Source organism: Chitinophaga sp. (genome assembly GCF_019236475.1).
GTDB lineage: Bacteria > Bacteroidota > Bacteroidia > Chitinophagales > Chitinophagaceae > Chitinophaga.
On sequence record NZ_JAFAIX010000004.1, the window covers coordinates 693,617 to 712,962 of the forward strand.

13 protein-coding genes are annotated in these 19,346 nt (G+C 44.7%); 9 read left to right on the forward strand and 4 right to left on the reverse strand.

Translation table 11 applies throughout. From position 1 onward, the window contains the following. Positions 1 to 43: 43 nt before the first annotated feature. The gene (locus JO154_RS06790; RefSeq protein WP_291943058.1) at positions 44 to 1,045 is read left to right on the forward strand and encodes a type IX secretion system membrane protein PorP/SprF; all 1,002 of its coding nucleotides are present in this window, start codon (positions 44 to 46) and stop codon (positions 1,043 to 1,045) included. A 24-nt stretch (positions 1,046 to 1,069) separates the two neighbouring features. Further along, on the forward strand, positions 1,070 to 2,980 hold the full coding sequence (locus JO154_RS06795) for an OmpA family protein (protein ID WP_291943061.1): 1,911 nt from the start codon (positions 1,070 to 1,072) through the stop codon (positions 2,978 to 2,980). Positions 2,981 to 3,064: 84 nt separating this feature from the next. Here JO154_RS06795 and JO154_RS06800 read toward each other — a convergent pair whose 3' ends face one another. From JO154_RS06800 to JO154_RS06815, 4 genes are all read right to left on the reverse strand, one after another. Then, on the reverse strand, positions 3,065 to 3,406 hold the full coding sequence (locus JO154_RS06800) for a HopJ type III effector protein (protein WP_291943063.1): 342 nt from the start codon (positions 3,404 to 3,406) through the stop codon (positions 3,065 to 3,067). 112 nt (positions 3,407 to 3,518) lie between these two features. Continuing rightward, positions 3,519 to 5,033, reverse strand: coding sequence for a cytochrome c (locus tag JO154_RS06805; RefSeq protein ID WP_291943065.1), 1,515 nt, complete (start codon positions 5,031 to 5,033; stop codon positions 3,519 to 3,521). A 143-nt stretch (positions 5,034 to 5,176) separates the two neighbouring features. Beyond that, positions 5,177 to 6,373, reverse strand: coding sequence for an NO-inducible flavohemoprotein (gene hmpA, locus JO154_RS06810; RefSeq protein ID WP_291943067.1), 1,197 nt, complete (start codon positions 6,371 to 6,373; stop codon positions 5,177 to 5,179). Positions 6,374 to 6,430: 57 nt separating this feature from the next. Beyond that, on the reverse strand, positions 6,431 to 6,868 hold the full coding sequence (locus tag JO154_RS06815) for an Rrf2 family transcriptional regulator (protein WP_366935566.1): 438 nt from the start codon (positions 6,866 to 6,868) through the stop codon (positions 6,431 to 6,433). Between the two features lie 327 nt (positions 6,869 to 7,195). Here JO154_RS06815 and JO154_RS06820 point away from each other — a divergent pair, with 327 nt between their 5' ends. From JO154_RS06820 to JO154_RS06850, 7 genes are all read left to right on the forward strand, one after another. Then, entirely contained in the window at positions 7,196 to 8,560 is a 1,365-nt protein-coding gene (locus tag JO154_RS06820; protein ID WP_291943070.1) for a TolC family protein, read from the forward strand. Positions 8,561 to 8,588: 28 nt separating this feature from the next. After that, complete coding sequence (locus tag JO154_RS06825; RefSeq protein WP_291943072.1) at positions 8,589 to 9,791, forward strand: efflux RND transporter periplasmic adaptor subunit; 1,203 nt, start codon at positions 8,589 to 8,591, stop codon at positions 9,789 to 9,791. 28 nt (positions 9,792 to 9,819) lie between these two features. Further along, the gene (locus JO154_RS06830; protein ID WP_291943075.1) at positions 9,820 to 13,080 is read left to right on the forward strand and encodes an efflux RND transporter permease subunit; all 3,261 of its coding nucleotides are present in this window, start codon (positions 9,820 to 9,822) and stop codon (positions 13,078 to 13,080) included. Continuing rightward, positions 13,077 to 16,316, forward strand: coding sequence for an efflux RND transporter permease subunit (locus JO154_RS06835; protein WP_291943076.1), 3,240 nt, complete (start codon positions 13,077 to 13,079; stop codon positions 16,314 to 16,316). Before JO154_RS06830 ends, JO154_RS06835 begins: the two co-directional genes overlap by 4 nt. A 92-nt stretch (positions 16,317 to 16,408) precedes the next feature. Further along, positions 16,409 to 17,524 (forward strand): Fic family protein, encoded by a 1,116-nt coding sequence (locus JO154_RS06840; protein ID WP_291943077.1) that lies wholly within the window; start codon positions 16,409 to 16,411, stop codon positions 17,522 to 17,524. 237 nt (positions 17,525 to 17,761) lie between these two features. Beyond that, on the forward strand, positions 17,762 to 18,097 hold the full coding sequence (locus tag JO154_RS06845; RefSeq protein ID WP_291943079.1) for a YciI family protein: 336 nt from the start codon (positions 17,762 to 17,764) through the stop codon (positions 18,095 to 18,097). Between the two features lies 1 nt (position 18,098). Continuing rightward, a complete protein-coding gene (locus JO154_RS06850) occupies positions 18,099 to 19,343 on the forward strand; it encodes a sigma-70 family RNA polymerase sigma factor (RefSeq protein ID WP_291943081.1) in 1,245 nt (414 codons plus the stop codon). The last annotated feature ends 3 nt before the right edge of the window (positions 19,344 to 19,346 follow it).

Consider the following 19,346-nt stretch of genomic DNA (forward strand, 5'->3'; position numbering starts at 1 on the left):
TGGCGGCCAGCTATCTGTATAGGTGTAATAAAAGCATGATACAATGCAAAACAAATTGAAAATCTGGTTCACCGCTATTGTGCTATCGGCCGGTATGCAGGTAACAGCACAACAGAATGTCCAATTCAGCCAGTACGCTTTCAACGGCTTGTCTGTAAACCCAGCATACGCGGGGTATAAAGGAGACTGGTATCTCAATACTTTCTATCGGCATCAATGGGCAGGATTTCCAGGTGCGCCACAAACAGGTGGTATCTCCATCGATGGCCTTACCAATGCCAATGATGATAGGGTAGGTGTGGGGCTACAGGTGATGTTTGATAGAACGGGGCCACAGGAAGCACTTTCACTGTACGGCAACTACGCCTATCGTATTCCATTGGATGATGAAAATACGCGCCGCCTGTGTTTTGGTCTTGGAGCTGGTGTCACCCAATATGGCATTGATGGCAGCGCCATGAAGTATGTAGACAACAACGACGAAGCTATTCCTGTAGGAAAGGTGACCCGTTGGGTGCCAGATGCTCGTTTTGGGGTGTATTACTATTCGCCTTCCTTTTATGTAGGCCTCTCGGTGATGGACCTGTTTTCAATTTATACGGATGGTAGTCATTATGCCTGGAAAGGAAATACGTATGAAACCATTCGTAAAACCCAACATACTTACTTTACCGCAGGTACTGTTATCAACCTGTCTGATAACCTGAAGTTAAAACCCACTTTTATGTGGAAAGAAGACTTTAAAGGTCCGTCCAGTGTGGATTTGAATGCATTCCTGTTGATCTCTGAGAAATTATGGGTAGGTGGATCTTATCGGACGAGCATGAAGTTGTGGAACAAATCCAACCTGGAACCTCGTTTACAGCAAGTGAATGCCGCCAGTGTTATATTGGAGTATTTCATCAACGACCGTTACCGCTTTGGTTATTCTTATGATCTGAATGTGAACAAGATGGCGAATAGTCAGGCTGGATCGCATGAGATTTCCATTGGTATCCTGTTCCCATCCAAACGCTATAACGTTAGCAACCCGCGTTATTTCTAAACCGGTAACCTAAAAAATAAGATCTTGAAACGATATCATCTGTATTTCAGAAAAGTCTCTGGTAAGATTTTTGTCCTCCTGTTCTCTTCCTGGTTGCCGTTATCCCTGGCTGCGCAGGAGCAAAAGAGTGTGTTGGTGATGGCTGATGAGGCATATAACAGGCAAGAATATGCTAGGGCGGCTGCATTGTATGAAAGGTTAGCTTTGCAGCAAGGCAAGCGTGCAAAAACAGCCCAGTTAATGAAATTGGCCGACAGTTACCGGGCGATAGGGTTGTTTGATCATGCAGGCAACTGGTATGCGCGGGTTACTACTATGCCTGATTGTCCGCCGGAAGCCTGGTTTTCACTAGGCGAGGTATTGCGCAACCGTGAACGTTATGAAGAAGCGAAAGCGCAATACGCTCATTTCACCTCTCAGAAATCAGACAGTATGCAGTTGAAGGAACTCGCAATACGCAGTTGTGATAGTGCGCTCCTTTGGAAACAGCAGCCTGCACAGATTTCCCTGAGTGGCCTAAAAGAGCTGAATTCAGAGAACTCTGAGATCATTACAGGTGTGATAAAAAAAGGATTACTGTTAATCTCCAATGGTTACCGTGGCATGCAGATGAACGGCCGGATGGAAAAACATCCAGCAGAAGACAAGCGTACTGCCCAACCTTTTTATAAGCCTTATATATATGCACAATACAACGGCAACGCCAATGGCTTGCTGGAAGAGCTTTTCCCAGAATTATTGGGAGGGTATCGTTATCATATCGGTCCGGTATGCATGAATGAGGAAGAAGATACCTTGTATGTGACCATCAATGACCAGGATCGGGTATTGCCCAACAGCCAGAAAGGTCCGATGAGTGGCATACGTAGATTGAACATCTATCAGTCTGTAAAACAGAATGGGAAATGGAGTGTGCCGGTATTACTAACGACTATCAATAAAGAAGGTTATTCTTCCAGTTATCCAGTATTGGCGGAAAAAGGTAAATTGATGTACTTCGTATCCGACCGCCCTGGTGGCCAAGGACAAGCAGATATCTGGTATAGTGAAAAGCAAGCCGATGGCAACTGGGGCGCTCCTGTAAACTGCGGTCCAGTATTGAATTCCACTGCTGATGAGGCTTTCCCTACCATCAATGAAGAGGGTTCATTGTATTTCTCCAGTAAAGGCCATCCTGGCATGGGGGGATATGATATCTTCCGTGCTATTGGGAGTCGTGCGCAATGGCAGTTACCATTTAACCTGAAGGCGCCCTTCAATACAGGAGGAGACGATATCGGTCTAATCCTCCACCGCAATGGATATGAAGGTTTCCTGTCGTCCAACAGGCAGGGAGGCACAGGGGCCGATGATATCTACTCATTCAAGGATGCCCATTTCTTTGAAAGATTACCATCTGCAGTACCGCCTGCGGCTACATCAGATGATGACAAATCAGGAGATAAAACCAATGGCAACCATCACTCCGATGGCAATGATACCGGCAACCATACAGGAAATAATAACGGAAAGACAAACGGTAATCAGACCGGCGATGGTACCAACAAGCATAAACTGACGCCAGAAGAAGAGAAAGATAAAGCAGAGCTGGAGAAACTACAATTCTACTATAAGTTCAACAGCACGGAGCTACTGACGGAGTCCAGAAGAATACTGGATTATGTGGCTGGTATCATGCAGCGTCATCCGAAGTGGAAGTTACTGGTAGTTTCGTATACGGATAGTCGTGGTACAGACGCCTATAATAAGGACCTCTCTACAATGCGTTGCTACTCTGTGATCAACTACCTGGATGATAAAGGTATTGATCGTAACAAGATTTACTATAGTAACCGCACAAGAGATGCTATTCAGAATGGTTGCTTAGACGGTAAACCTTGTACCGAAATGCAGCACCAACAGAACAGGCGTTCTGAGCTGAAAGTGATCTACTAAAATATAAAATCCTGGCAGTGATAACCTGCCAGGATTTTATATTTTAGGGAGATAACCATCGATCTGTCTGAGTGGTCTCTCCAATTATTTAGGTTGCAATGCCTGTCCCTCAAACACGACTCCTGGCCATCCATGTGTCATGAATTGTCTGATATTCTGATGGTCTGTGCCATCAGGGGTATTCAATACCGCTTGGTAATGTTCTGCAAACAGGTACAGCGTATCTTCCTTCGACAAATTATTTAATTGCGCAAATGCGAAAACCTTGGCACTGCCTTGATTTTGGGAGGCTTCATTATATGCCTCGCCATTTTTGAAGGCAGTAGGTTGATGTTCGTATTGTGCTTCTATAAATGCAATTACCTCTTTGAAAGAGAGGGAATTGGCTTTTAATTGGCCTATTAAACTCGTTATCTGTTCGTTCATGACATCTTATTTGAAGGCCCAAAAGTATCAAATTAAAATGGATATAGGGAGACACGGCCACAACAGGCCATGCCAGGCACTCCTGGCGTGGCTGTAGGGCCTATTGGAATTATTAGATTTGTATTTGTTTAGATGCCTGCTGAGGGGCTGGTGTCTCCCCACAACCACAGTCAAAATTCATTGGTTTCTTACCTTCCACCGCTTTCAGCAAGGAATCAATTTCCCGGATGCCTTTCGCATTGCGACTATCCGTTACTTCCATTTTAATATCCTTTAGCTCCAAGGATTTCAGAAATTCATTCATGGCATTTTTGCTACTAATGGCAGGGGAAATGGTTAACTCCTGTTTTTGCTGCGTGATGAACACTTGCTGAGCAAATACCAACTGGTCTTTATGCTCTCCTGTAGCGATAATCCAGGCTTTTTTGTTTATTAGCATGGGTATCTTTCCATCTTTGGTAAAGAAGCCATACTTATGTTTTTCTCCATCCAGTGGCCCACCTTCAGCAAATAGCCTGATACTCGGAATGAGGAGGAATACATGGATATTATCTTTATAGTCACCGGTAACGGATACACGCAGTTCGCTATCAACAATTCCTGGCAGGTCTTTCGTTAGAATATCTACATTGAACCAGTTGAATGAAGTGATGTTGAAAGTATAGTAGACGCCATTGTTGGGATTGGGAACTACCTCAGGGATGAACGTGGCGGTAACGGTGCCGGAAAAGCGCCGATCTTCTGTTACAAACTTCCCATTGTCTTTGATGAGTTTATTTTGTTTGAATAATAATGCGCCTTTCTCCTTGTAATACGCTTTACAACTGTCTTTCGCTAGGCGTACTTTATTATAGGTTTCCAGGTCCGTTTGTTTGCTGATATTATCTATATAGTCAATAATATCATATATTTCTTGATCGCTCATGGTTGGAAATGTAGTCATGGCAGTCTTATTGTAATCGTCAAACAAGCAATTGGACTCCGGATCGCCGGTTGCTAGTAGCGCCGCAATATTTCTTATTATATCGTGTAGCCATTTACGTTCCCGACGTGCCGTCATATGTAATAATGCAGGGCCTGTCACTCTTTTCTCAATGGCGTGGCAGCTATAGCAATTCTGCTGCAGTAATTGTCGCGCATTGGCGAAGCGCTGGTTGACCTGACCCATTGCCAGGCTATCCGGTTTCACCCAGTTGAGGTTCCCGGTTTTATCCCTTTCGCCTTTAAATAATTTCATGCCCTCCTGAATAAAATCCGTAGGTATCTCTACCGTGATCGGCTGTACGATTTTAGCCATAGTATCATCTGCCGGCCGGATATTAATCATCCCGCCACTACTCATGGGTTCTCCATTACTCACCGTCAGCAATCCCGCTTTGACCATATCTGTGATGGTATAAGCTTCCGTGATGGCCAGGCGCAAAATACCGCCTGTGGCCTTAATAGCATGAGCGGGGATATGAATCCGGGCGCCGCGACTAGTACGCAATACTGTATCGTGGCTGGTATTGATATTGAAATATTCCTTGGGTAGCACATCTGGGGAGAATACAGGCTTTCTTTCTATTGTTTGACAGGCAAAGCAGGTAAACAGACAGAGTAAGGCAACTACGTATAGCCGTAACATAGGGATAGATTTGATAATAGGGTAAAAGTACGGCTGGGAACGTTATGAGGAGCGTATTTTTTTTCACTTGAAAGCTAACGTGAACGGATAAAACTAAAAAAGGGAACCGAAGTTCCCTTTAGTATAGTGCGCTGTGGAATGAATTATTGCAACTGTAAGGAAGCTGGACCAAATTCTTCAAAGTGAATCGCAGATTTGTCGATCCCATTTTCTACGAGGAAACCATAATGTTTGGCGATGAATGGAGCAGGGCCACAGATGTAGTAGTCCGCATCTGCCTGCAACACTTCCTCTTTAATCGCTGCAAGATCCACCCAGCCTGTATGGCGTGCTTCAGCAGTTGGCTGATCGTAGAAAATATGCGGATAAAGATGGGTGTAAGTATCCGCCAATTGTTCCAGTTGATCTTTGAAAGCATGCACTGATTCATTGCGACACCCATGTACCCAGGTGATAGGCGTTTCGGCCTGTTTGCTGGTCAGGTTTTCCAGCATCGCCAGTAATGGCGTCTGGCCTACACCACCGCTGATAAATACTTTCGGGCGATTAGTATCTTCCACCAGGGTAAAAGTACCGGCAGGTGCAGATAATTCCATTTTATCGCCTTCTTGAATATGATCATGGAGACGGTTGGAGATCAAGCCGTCAGGATGAGTAGAACCCGCTTCTCTTTTAACGGAAATACGGTAGTATTGACCATTAGGTGCGCAGGAAATGCTGTACTGACGCGGTTGCAGCAGGTTTAATTCCGGCAGGAACAAACGCAGACTGATATATTGACCCGGTTGAAAATCTGCTACACCACCGCCATCAGCAGGATAGAGGTAGAAAGAAGTAATTTCAGCGGATTCTTTTACTTTTTGTTTAACGATGAAAGGTTTCCAACCTGTCCAACCAGAAGATTTGTTTACCTGGTTGGAATAAAGACTTTGCTCATGACCTGTCATGATGGCTGCCAGTTGAGAATAAGCCACTGCCCATGCTTCCAGGAGTTCTGGCGTAGCGGCAGTTCCCAGCACTTCAGAAATGGAGGCCAGCAAGTGATTGCCAACAATATCATAGTGTTCAGGACGAATATCTAAACTGGTATGTTTATGCCCGATGCTGTCCACCACTGGCAGCAATACGGCTGGATTTTCAATATGCTCCGCATAGGCTAATACCGCCATGGCGAGGGCTGTTTGTTGTTTCCCGTTTTGCTGATTCCCCATGTTAAAAACATGCTTCAATTCTGGGTTATGCGTGAACATGCGGTTGTAAAAGTGAGTAGTGAGTAATACTCCATGTTCTCTAAGCACTGGCACTGTGGCTTTAACAAGCTGTTTTTGTTCCGTTGTCATCTTATGTAAACTTTAGATAATAAAAGACTTTTTCATCCTTTATTTTTATAAAAAAAACTACTTATTGAGGGAGAACTTTCCCTTAATCAATCCCAGGTTGAATTTCCCAATAGTGGTATTATTCAGCATGTAAGTGATTTGATTTCTAACTTTTTTAAATTCCTCGTGGAGTGGACATGGATTGGCTTCGGAGCAGTAGGTGAGGCCTAATCCGCATCCAGTGAAGATGGCATTACCATCCACCGCGGTCACGATATCTGCCAGCGGACGGTTGAGGGAAGCTGCATCAAAGTAAAAGCCGCCATTCGGCCCTTTTACAGATTGAATCAATCCTTCTTTGCTGAGTCGCTGAAGGATTTTTGCTAAAAATGGTTCCGGAGAATTGATTTGCTCAGCGATTTCTTTAATACCCACCTTATAACCCTCATGTGAACGCTGCGCGACGTAAAACACCGCACGCATCGCATATTCACATGTTTTTGAAAATATGGCCATTTGTCTCCCCTCAGTTTTTATTTACGACACAAAGATATATGCTGATCTATAAAAGACAAAAATATCTTTTATTAATGTTATTTAGTGTTGATAATAAATTAATTAAATAAATTTAATTGTTATTATGTTTTAAATAAAGTAATAGGGAGACGACAGATTATATTAATTGCATAATATCACTTTTTATCATAATTTAGATCACAGGTATTCACTGACTTCTTATCTTACTGGGTTTTGCAGAATTCAGTCTTTTCATAAATAATCTTGCCAGCTTTAAACATAATGTTCAGTCCATTGTCAAACTATTAGCTATAGATGATAAACTGCATGAATCATTTAATGAAGGCTCAATTGAAAGGAATAGTTGGTAAGAGCTATTTATTTGGCACTTTGCTGCTTATTTTCTACGTTACGGCGTATAGCCAGCAGGGATATGACACTACTTCATCGCTATCACTGCAACAGTGCATTAGTTATGCATTGCAGCACCAGCCTGGCCTACAGCAAACGATCATTAGAACAAATATTGCCAAAGCCACCAATGCGATTAATTTGTCGGGGTGGTACCCTCAGGTTGGCGTTACCGCCAATCTAAATCATTACCTGCTACGGCCCACGAGTTTATCTAACATCAACGGCGTGGAAACCCCGATAAAAACCAGCGTAATAAATACTTCCACCCCTGGCGTAGGGGTTACCCAAACGATATTTAATCCCAGTCTCATTTATGCTACCCGCATAGCACCCCTCAATTCAAAAGCTGCGGAACAGGCGGTAGACAGTAGCAAAATAGAACTGGTGGCGGATGTCAGCAAATCGTTTTATAGTCTCCTGCTCACCCTCCAACAAATAGATGTACTGAAAGAAGATACTGCCAGGCTGGGAGAGAGTATGCGCACAGCCTACCATCAATATGTAGGCGGCATTGTAGATGAAACAGATTATGAACAAGCCCAGATTACCCTGAATACCTCCTTAGGGCAACTGGTACAAGCAAAAGAGAGTGTTTGGCCGCAATACGCCCTCTTAAAACAACTAATGGGCTTTCCCCAAGATCAACAATTCAATGTGTCATACGATAGTTCCGCTATGCAACATGACATTGACATCGATCTGTCGGAAGAATTACAATATGATAAACGGATAGAACTGAAGCAACTGGCCGTACAACAAGACATGCAGCATCAATTGACAAATTATTATTCCCATACGGCTATCTTCCCAACCTTATCCGGCTTTTTCAATTATAACGCCGCTTTTCAGAACAACGATTTTACTAAACTATATAACACGGCATATCCCAATTCCATAGTGGGATTGACGCTCAGTTGGCCTGTGTTTACTGGATTTTCACGTATCCAAAATGTACGTCGCTCGAAATTCCAGGAACAGGTGCTAGGTTGGAGCGAAATTAATCTGAAATCAATTATCTACTCCCAGTACGCGAGCGCGCTGGCCAGCTATAAGAGCAATGTCTATAACATGAAGCAGATGAAAGATAATGTGACACTGGCCAAACGCGTATACTTTGTAGTAGACCTGCAATACAAACAGGGCATCGTGCCTTATCTGAATGTCATCACGGCGGAATCCAACTTGCGGACTTCCCAGTTGACCTATCTGAATGCCCTGTTCCAGACGCTTTCCAGCAAAATCGATTGGCAGAAAGCCATGGGGGATATCAAGTATTAATATCATCTGAAAAAGTAAAATTCACTCTATGAATAGAGTAACACGATATGGCATTATTGTATTGAGCGCAACGGGTCTTTTCTCTTGCCAGCAGAAAAAGCCTGCTGCCAATCCCCCTACACCCGTTAACTTATATACGGTGGAAAGCCAAGAGGTGAGGTATTATGATAAATATCCTTCTACGGTGCAGGCCCTCAACCAGGTGAATATCGTTCCAACGACTATTCAAGGCTATGTTACCGCTATCCTGGCGCATGATGGCAGCGACGTGCATAAAGGACAGTTACTCTATGAAATCGATAAAAGAATCTACCAAGCAGCCTATGACCAAGCCCAGGCAAATCTGAAAGTAGCACAAGCCAACCAGGTACAGCAACAACAGGACGCCGACCGCTACGTGTACTTGAATAAATATAATGCGGTGGCCAAACAGGCATATGACCATGCCCTGGTAGCCTTGGAAACTGCCAAAAGCCAAACTAAAGCTGCTGAGGAAGTTGTTAAAACCGCTAAAACAAATCTGAACTTCGCGAGTATATACGCTCCATTTGATGGTACTATCGGTATCAGCGCGGTGCGCTTGGGAACGGTGGTAGTAGGCGGACAAACTATTCTGAATACCATCTCTACCAACGACCCCATGGCAGTGGATTTCCTGGTAAATGAAAAAGAGTTGATGAGTTTTGAACGCTTTAAGGCGGATAACAAAGCCATGCCGGATTCCCTTTTCACTTTGCAACTGCCAGATAATTCATTGTTCCCTTATCCTGGGAAGATTTCAGTGATTGATAGGGCGGTAGATCCGCAAACAGGTACCATTCGGGTGCGACTCGTATTCCCAAATCCGAAACATCTTTTGAAAGTGGGTATGAGCTGCGTGGTGCGTGTACGTAACGTAGAAACCACCCCACAGATGGTAGTACCAGGAAAAGCGGTGATTGAACAAATGGGTGAATATTTCCTGTATGTGGCTAAAGATACAGCGATAGTCCAAAAAACCACGAATGAGCCAGGAGCCGCTAAGGAACAAGATACCGTCAATAAGCCCCGCTGGCATGCTATCCAGAAGAAAGTGAAACTAGGACAAACAATAGGCGCCAACATGATTGTATTGTCCGGTGTTAAAGATGGAGATCAGATCATCATAGACGGTTTACAATCTATTCATGATGGCTCACTTATTTCCATAGGAGGTAAGAAGCATGGAGCTGATTCTACAAAAATGAAATAAATATTCGGCATAAAGACTCAGGCAGCGCATGATTGCAAATACATTCATTAAAAGGCCCGTAACAGCAATTGTTGTATCCATTTTATTGGTACTGACAGGGAGTGTCTGTATCCTTAATCTGCCTGTCGATCAATATCCCGATATCACACCACCCGTTGTACAAATCAACGGACAGTACATCGGAGCCGATGCCCAGACAGTAGAGCAAACGGTGGCCACTCCTATAGAAAGCCAAGTAAACGGTACGCCCGGCATGGAATACATGCAGAGCAACAGTTCCAATAATGGAGGGATGCAGGCAACCGTTACCTACAGTATAGGCACCAATATCGATATTGCTACACTAGATGTACAAAACCGTGTAAGCATTGCTACGCCGCTCATTCCAAGTGCGGCTACCCGACTGGGTTTGACGGTACGAGCCGTAAATCCCAGCATGCTCATGATGGTGGCCATCTACTCACCCAAAGGGACACACGATATCACTTTCCTGGACAACTATACGAATATCTTCATCCAGGATGCATTGTTACGTGTGCCAGGAGTAGGTACCATCAATAGTTTCGCCGATAACTTCAGTATGAGGGTCTGGATGAATCCAGAGAAGATGGCGTCTTACAATATCACTCCCCAGGATGTCATTACTGCACTGAACACGCAGAACGTCCAAGTAGCCGCTGGTTCTGCCGGGGTGCCACCGCAATCTAAGTTGCAGACCTTCGAGCTGGGTATTCTTGTAAACGGGCGACTCAGTAAAGTATCAGAGTTTGAAAATATAATAGTGAAGACGATGCCAACCACTGGCGCCTTAGTCTACCTAAAGGATGTGGCGAGAGTGGAATTGGGCAAATTCAGTTTTTCCAGCAATTCCTTTGTAGACGGGCATCGTGCGTCCTATCTGCGTATATACCAAGCACCAGGCAGTAATGCCTTGAAAACAGCGGCAGGTATTTATAAAGAATTGGAAAACCTGAAACAGTTCTTTCCTTCGGATGTAGAATACAAGGTGCCCTTTGAATCCGTTACCGTGGTGAAAGTATCCATGAGCGACGTAGTCATTACCTTGTTGATGACATTGGCGTTGGTGGCGATAGTAGTTTTCGTCTTCCTACAAAACTTCCGTTCTACGCTCATTCCCGTATTGGCCATCCCGGTTTCTATCTTCGGGACCTTCTGCTTCTTCATACCACTGGGCTTTACCATCAATACCCTGACCATGTTCGGATTTGTGTTGGCCATTGGTATTGTGGTAGACGACGCGATCATTGTGGTGGAAGCCGTACAACATTATATGGATGAAAAGGGGATGTCGCCGAAGGAGGCGACCTACCACGCCATGAAAGATATATCCGCGCCCGTTATAGCCATTGCGCTCATACTGGCAGCGGTGTTTGTGCCGGTAGGGTTTATACCCGGTATCGTAGGCCGACTCTACCAACAATTTGCCATTACCATTGCTATCTCCGTTATCATCTCGGCATTCGTTGCATTGTCACTTACACCGGCGCTTTGTACGCTGTTACTGCATCCCAGCGATCCTGATCGGAAAGAAAAAGGTGTCGCGAAAATGTTTACCAGGTTTAACAATTGGTTCGATCGTATCACCAAAAGTTATGTCAAGGGCGTAGATCGGAGCATCAAACGATCAGCGGCTATTATCGTGTTACTCCTCCTCATCTGTGGTGCCGCTTACTATTTGTTTAACCATAAATCATCTGGCTTCATTCCTTCAGAGGATGATGGTAACTTATATGTTACTTTCCAATTGCCGCCAGCCGCTTCCACTGCTCGTTCGGTGGATGTAATGAACCGATTGATGAAAGTGGTGACCACCACGCCAGGAGTGGCGCATTATGCTGCGTTGTCGGGCTTAAACGTGATCAATAACGCCTCCAACTCCAACTGTGGTACGATCTATCTGCAATTAAATCCATGGGATGAGCGTACCCGCAAAAGTGAAAAAGTGCCTGGCATCATTTCCGTGTTGCGCAAAAGGATTGCCGAAGCAGGCATCAACGACGCCAATGTGGAAGTCGTACAGCCGTCGCCGTTACCAGGCGTAGGTGCCACCGTGGGATTTAGCTTACAAATAGAACAACGCAGTACCAACGATGACCTGCACCAATTTGAAAATGTAGTCAATAAATTTGTAACAGAAGCTAATAAGAACCCCGCTATTGCAGGGGCTTACAGCTTTTATAATGCACATACGCCAGGATTCAATGTAACGGTAGATAGAGAAAAATGTGAAAAAATGGGCGCCGATATTGGCGACGTGTTTACCACAATTCAAGCGTTTATGGGCAGTATGTACATCAATGATTTTACGGTCTATAACCGTACCTTCCATGTGGTAGTGCAGGCAGACACGGCCTATCGAAATGTAATATCTGATCTAAATAAATATTATGTCCGTAATTCATCCGGACAAATGATCCCCTTAGGAACACTTGTGAGTTATAAAACGGTGGAAACTTCTCCATTGATTTCCCATTTCAATATCTTCCGTTCTGCAGAGATTGATGGTGCGTCTGGCGCGGGTTACAGCACATCGGAAACAATTGAAGCATTGAAAGAAGTCGCGGCAAAAACATTGCCGGAAGGGTATGCATATGAATTCTCGGGATTGAGTTTTGAGGAGATAAAAGCAGGTTCCACTACTATTTATATTTTCCTTTTCTCCATCACCTTTGTATTCCTCTTCTTGTCTGCATTATACGAAAGTTGGTCGGTACCCTTCTCTGTTTTACTGGCGGTACCTATTGGTGTGTTTGGCGCTATTTTCACTTTATTCCTAGTGCCTAGCCTGACGAACAACGTATATGCGCAAATCGGTATGATTACATTGATCGGGTTGGCGGCGAAGAATGCCATCTTGATTGTGGAATTTGCCAAAGTGAGGGTAGACAGGGGAGAAGACCTGATACAATCCACCTTGGAAGCAGTAGGCTTGCGTTTGCGGCCTATTGTCATGACCTCTATGGCTTTCATCTTAGGGGTATTGCCATTGGTATTGGCGAGTGGCGCTGGTGCCGTTTCTCGTAGAACGATTGGCTTTACTGTATTGGGTGGTATGATTGCCGCCTCTACGATTGCCATATTTGTGGTACCTGTGTTGTTTGTGGTGATTACGAGATTCTCTTATGGTAAGAAGAAGCTGGAATGGCTGAAAGCGAACCATGAAAGTTTGATGGAAAGAGCCAAGAAAATTGAACAGCAGGATATTGATCCAGAGTTGGAATTTGAAATCGAGCGATCCAGAGATTTTAATAAACCTGACAGCGAATGATTGCCAGTACATTCATAAAAAGGCCGGTAACTGCGATCGTGATATCTATTGTACTCACGATGTCAGGGCTGATTTGTATGTACAACCTGCCGCTGGATCAGTTTCCCAAGATTACGCCTCCTGGTGTGAATATCTCTGCCAATTATACCGGTGCAGATGCGCAAACAGTAGAACAAACCGTGACCATTCCTATAGAAGAACAGGTAAATGGGGTGCCAGGTATGATGTATATGCAGAGTACCAATACGCAAACAGGATCTGCCAATATTAGTGTAACCTTTGACGTGGGTACTAATGTCAATATTGCCACTTTGAATGTGCAGAATAGGGTGGGGCTGGCATCGCCTATATTGCCATCAGTGGTGAGTTTGCTCGGAGTAACTGTGCGTGCGCGCAATCCCGATCAGCTCATGAACCTGGCCATCTATTCCCCGAAAGGCACCCATGATATCACTTTCCTAGACAACTATACCACCACTTTCATCGTGGATGCGCTCTTGCGCGTGCCCGGTGTAGGAGACGTACAATCCCGCGGTAATCCCTTCAGTATGCGTATCTGGATGGACCCCAAGAAGATGGCCTCCTATGGCTTAATGCCGGCCGATGTGATCACGGCATTACAGCATCAGAATGTTTACATCGCTGCCGGTGCGGTGGGGGCTCCTCCACAACCTACTACGCAAACGAGGGAATATACTATCCTGGTAAATAGTATGCTGAGCAAACCAGAACAGTATGAGCGCGTCATTGTGAAGTCCATTCCATCTACTGGTGAGTTGATCTACCTGAAAGATATCGCCAGGGTAACTTTAGGGCAGTTTAACTATGGTAATAAAGGCTTTGCAGATGGCAGGCGTGCTACCACCGTGATGGTGTACCAGTCGCCTACTAGCAACGCTTTGCAAACCGCCGAGAATGTATACGCCGCATTGGCCCAATTGAAAAAGTCATTTCCACCGGATGTAGATTTTGCGGTGCCATTTGAGAACGTAACCATTATTAAAGTATCCATTCAAGAAGTAGTAAAAACCCTCTTCGAAGCGTTGGCGCTAGTAGTGGTGGTGGTATTCTTGTTTTTACAGAACTGGCGTTCCGCGATTATTCCCATCATTGCGATACCAGTATCCATCATTAGTACATTTATATTGTTCATCCCGTTAGGGTTTACGATTAACACGCTTACCTTATTTGGGTTTGTATTGGCGATTGGGATAGTGGTAGACGACGCCATTATTGTAGTGGAAGCCGTACAGCATTTTATAGATAAAGAACATATGTCGCCCAAAGAGGCCACCTATCGGGCTATGAAGGAAATATCAGCGCCAGTGGTGGCTATTGCGCTCATATTGGCATCTGTGTTTGTGCCGGTAGGATTTATTCCCGGTATTACCGGAAAGCTGTATCAGCAGTTCGCGATCACCATTGCCATATCGGTGGTATTGTCGGCCTTTACGGCTTTATCCTTAACTCCAGCTTTGTGTACCTTATTACTTCGTCCTTCCCATATTGACGAACATTCGAAAGGCATTAAAAAATTCTTCTTCAAGTTCAACAGTTGGTTTGATCGTACAACCATCCAGTATTCCGAAGGGGTGAAAAAATGTATTAAGAACTCACTGCTGGTAGTGCTTACGTTGGTATGTATTTGTCTGGGTGCGATTTTCCTCTTTAAACAAAAGCCATCTGGCTTCATTCCCTCGGAGGATGGAGGACGGGTATTGATAGGCATCCAGTTGCCGGAAGGTACTGCTACTACCCAAACGGAAATGGTATTGGAGAAAGTAATGAAAATAGTGGCAGAAACGCCTGGGGTACTGCATTACAATGCCATATCGGGAATGAACGTATTGAGTGGTGGCGCCACTTCAAATGGCGCCAGTATCTTCTGCATGTTGAAGCCTTGGGATGAACGTACTACCGAGGAAACGCAGATTCCGGGGATCATGGGCGTCATCAAAAAAAGGATTGCAGCAGCAGGTATTAAGAATGCCAGTATTACCGTGAATGCCTCCCCGGCTATCAGGGGATTGGGTACAGCCGCTGGTTTTAGCATGCAGGTAGAGCAAGGTAATACCAGCGATGATATTCATGCCTTCGAAGCCGTGATGAATAAATTTGTGGCCGCATTGAAAAAAGAGCCGGCTACCTCCACGGCCTATTGCAATTATACGGCGCATACACCAGCGTTTGAGCTATCGCTCGACAGAGAGAAGTGTCAGAAGTTGGGTGTGAACGTCGCTGACGTATTCAGTACGATACAGGGTTATATGGGTAGCAGATTGGTGGGCAACTTTACCTTGTATAACCGTACTTACAGAGCCATTGTACAATCGGACACCACTACCCGTGCGCTTATTAGCGATTTGGAGAAATATTATGTACGTAACTCTGCAGGGGAGATGCTCCCATTGAGTACGCTAGTCAATTATAAACCTATTTCCACGGCGCCATTGATTACGCACTTCAACATCTTCCGATCTGCTGAGGTGGATGGTTCCACGCCGGCAGGATATAGTACCGGACAGAGTATCGCCACTTTGAAAGAAGTAGCCGCTAAGGTATTGCCACGGGGATATACCTACGAATTTTCGGGGCTTAGCTACCAGGAAATCCAAGCAGGCTCGATGACGGTTTATATCTTCCTATTTTCTATCATCTTCGTATTCCTGTTTCTGGCGGCGTTGTATGAAAGTTGGTCTGTTCCCTTATCAGTGATGCTGGCGGTGCCTATCAGTGCATTCGGCGCTATCTTCGCGTTGACTACCATGCCGGCATTATCCAATAACGTATATGCACAGATCGGTTTGATTACATTGATTGGTTTGTCTGCCAAGAATGCTATTTTGATTGTCGAATTTGCCAAAGTGAGAGTAGATCGTGGGGAAGACCTGATTCAATCCACCATTGCGGCTGTACGACTCCGTTTACGCCCCATTATCATGACTTCCCTGGCCTTTATACTCGGGGTGATGCCCATGGTGCTGGCTTCTGGCGCTGGTGCACAGTCCCGCAAGACGATTGGAGTGACCGTGCAGGGTGGTATGGTGGCGTCTTCCTGTATTGCTATCTTCATTGTGCCAGTACTGTTTGTGATATTTACCCGATTGAGCTATGGTAAAAAGAAATTAGCATGGTTGAAAGCGAATCATGAACTGCTCATGGAGAAGGAGCGGAAAGTGGAATCGTTGAGTATCGATCCTGAACTGGAGTATGATATTGCGCAAGGGAAAAAATAATTGATTTCTTATTGCAGATTATCCTTATATCAGAACGCTGCTTGCGGAGAAAATAACCTATATTCACCGCATAAACTGCGGAGATTAATAACATGTACGTTCACGAACTTAAAAAATGGCCTCAATTCAGATGGGACTCTATGGCTATTACGCCATTGCTGGTGACTGTACGTCATCGGCAGGGACGTGTGTTAGGACATATGGAGGCCCTTGGATTTGAATTACAATCAGAAGCGAACCTGGAGATTTTGACCCTTGATGTGGTTAAGTCCAGCGAAATAGAAGGAGAGTTACTGAATAAAGAGCAGGTACGCTCATCCATTGCGCGCCATCTAGGGATGGAAATCGGCGGAATGGTACCAGCAGACCGACATGTAGACGGAATAGTTGAAATGATGCTGGATGCTACTCAAAACTATCATTTTCCCCTCACAGTTGAGCGCCTGTATGGGTGGCATGCGGCAATGTTTCCTACTGGGTACAGCGGCATGTATAAGATACAGACAGGTTCGTGGAGGAATAATCCGAAAGATGATCCTATGCGCGTAGTGTCAGGAGGAAAAGGAAGGGAGCTAGTGCATTTTCAAGCTCCTGATGCGGATAGACTAGAGGAGGAGATGCACAAGTTACTAACCTGGTTTAATCAGAATAGTACGCTGGATCCTGTCATTAAAGCCGCAATAGCACATTTATGGTTTGTGACTATTCACCCATTTGATGACGGTAACGGAAGGATTACCCGTGCGATTACTGATATGCTACTGGCGCGTGGAGACGGAAGCTCACAGCGGTTTTATAGTATGTCTGCTCAGATTCGCATTGAAAGAAAAGCTTACTACGACATACTTGAGAAAACGCAGAAAGGTTCTTTGGATATAACAGACTGGCTTATGTGGTTTCTTGAATGTTTAGACCGGGCGCTAGATGCTACAGTTAATACTTTGGTGATTGTGTTTAGAAAAGCGAATTTCTGGAAGAAATCTGCTTCGCTACATCTAAATAAAAGGCAGGTACAAGTGTTGAACAAACTCCTGGATGGTTTTGAAGGTAAACTTACTTCTGCGAAATGGGCCAAAATTGCTAAATGCTCACAAGATACGGCTTTGCGTGATATTCAACAGTTGCTGGACGCACAGGTATTAATGAAAGAATCGGCAGGTGGGAGGAGTACGAGTTATATAGTGAATGAAACGATGTTTGAGCTTTAGTAATTGTAGACCATATTCACCTTATTATGATGCGGGCTGTAATGCAATAATATCAAGGGGAAAGCATGTTTGGTTCGAGCCCACTATCCTCCACGCAGCGTGTATCCTTTCAACCACCATATCGGTGTCTCCTTAAATCCCCACAATACTCCTATTTCCCGCCACAAATAAAGTTACCTTTATTTGTCCCCTTGGGAGCAATTCATTCGTCATGAGGATGAATTTAAAATTTAAAGTATGAAAGAGTTCGTATTAATTTTCCGACTAGATGATCCTGGACACATGAAACCTTCTCCTGAGCAAATGCAGGAAAGAATGAACTGGCTCGCTGGCATTGCTGCGCAGAACAAACTGGCTGACAAAGGAAATACCTTGTCTGTTACCAGCGGCAGAACGGTTAAACCCGGAAATATCGTTACCGATGGGCCTTACACAGAAATCAAAGAGTTCATCAGTGGCTATATCGTGGTGAAAACCGACACCATCGAAGAAGCGGTGGAATTGGCGAAAGGTAACCCCATCTTCAAACTGGGAGGGAATATTGAAGTAAGAGAAGTGATTAAACGCGATTAAAATGAGTGAAAAGTCCGCATCACATACGGATTTGCTCCCTCACCTTTTCAGGCTGGAGTATACCAAAATGACGGCAGTATTGTGTCGTCATTTTGGCTTGCAGCATATTGAAATCGCTGAAGATATTGCCAGCGAAACATTTCTGAAAGCAATGGAATCCTGGGGCGTAAACGGCGTTCCGGAAAACCCTGCTGCGTGGTTGTATGCCGTTGCGAAAAATAAAACGAAAGATTATCTCCGGCGGCAACAGTTGTTCGAGAACCAAGTAAAAGGTGCTCTTAAAACACCTGCATCCCAGGATGCTCCGGAGGTACGATTTACCCCGGAGATTATCCAGGATAGCCAATTAGCCATGATCTTTGCCGTATGTAATCCCTGTAATCCGGCAGAAGCCCAGATTTGCCTGGCTTTACAAATCCTATGCGGATTTAGTATCACGGAAATGGCGGATGCGTTCTTGGCTAAAACAGAAACAATTAAGAAAAGATTGCTTCGTGCCAGAGAGAAGTTGCGCCAGGACCATTTCGAAATCGGAGAACTACAGGAGAGTGCCATCGCAGAACGATTACCGACCGTCCTCAGAACGATATACTTGCTTTTTAATGAAGGCTATTTTTCTGCATCTGGTAGTCAGTTGATTCGAAAAGATCTTTGCGCGGAAGCATTGCGTCTTGCACACTTGCTCTCGGAAAATCCGTTGACCAATACAACGGAAGCCAATGCCCTTCTGGCTTTGATGTGCTATCAGAGCTCCCGATTGGAAGCAAGAGAAGATGAAGCAGGAGAAACGATCCTCTTTGAGGAACAAGACCGAGATCTCTGGAGCCAAGAACTAATTGATAAGGGAAACCAATACCTCGTGAATGCTTGCGCTGGCAACGCCGTTTCCAAATATCACCTGGAGGCGGGCATCGCTTACTGGCATACGACACCAGTAGCAACAAAGAAATGGGAACATATTTTACAGTTGTATAATCAACTGATCCTCCTGGAATATTCTCCGATGATGGCGTTGAACCGGACATTTGCCTATGCACAGGTATATGGTCCTGAACGCGGTATTGCGGAAGCAGAAAAATTACAACTCACTACACACAGCGCCTATCATGCGCTACTGGCCTACCTCTGGATAAGCATCGATCTCACTAAAGCAATCAGTTATTATCAGCAGGCAATTCAGCTTACCAAGTCTGCAACGGAAAAGAAAACTTTACAAAGAGAACTGGACAAATTATATACACCATAAAAA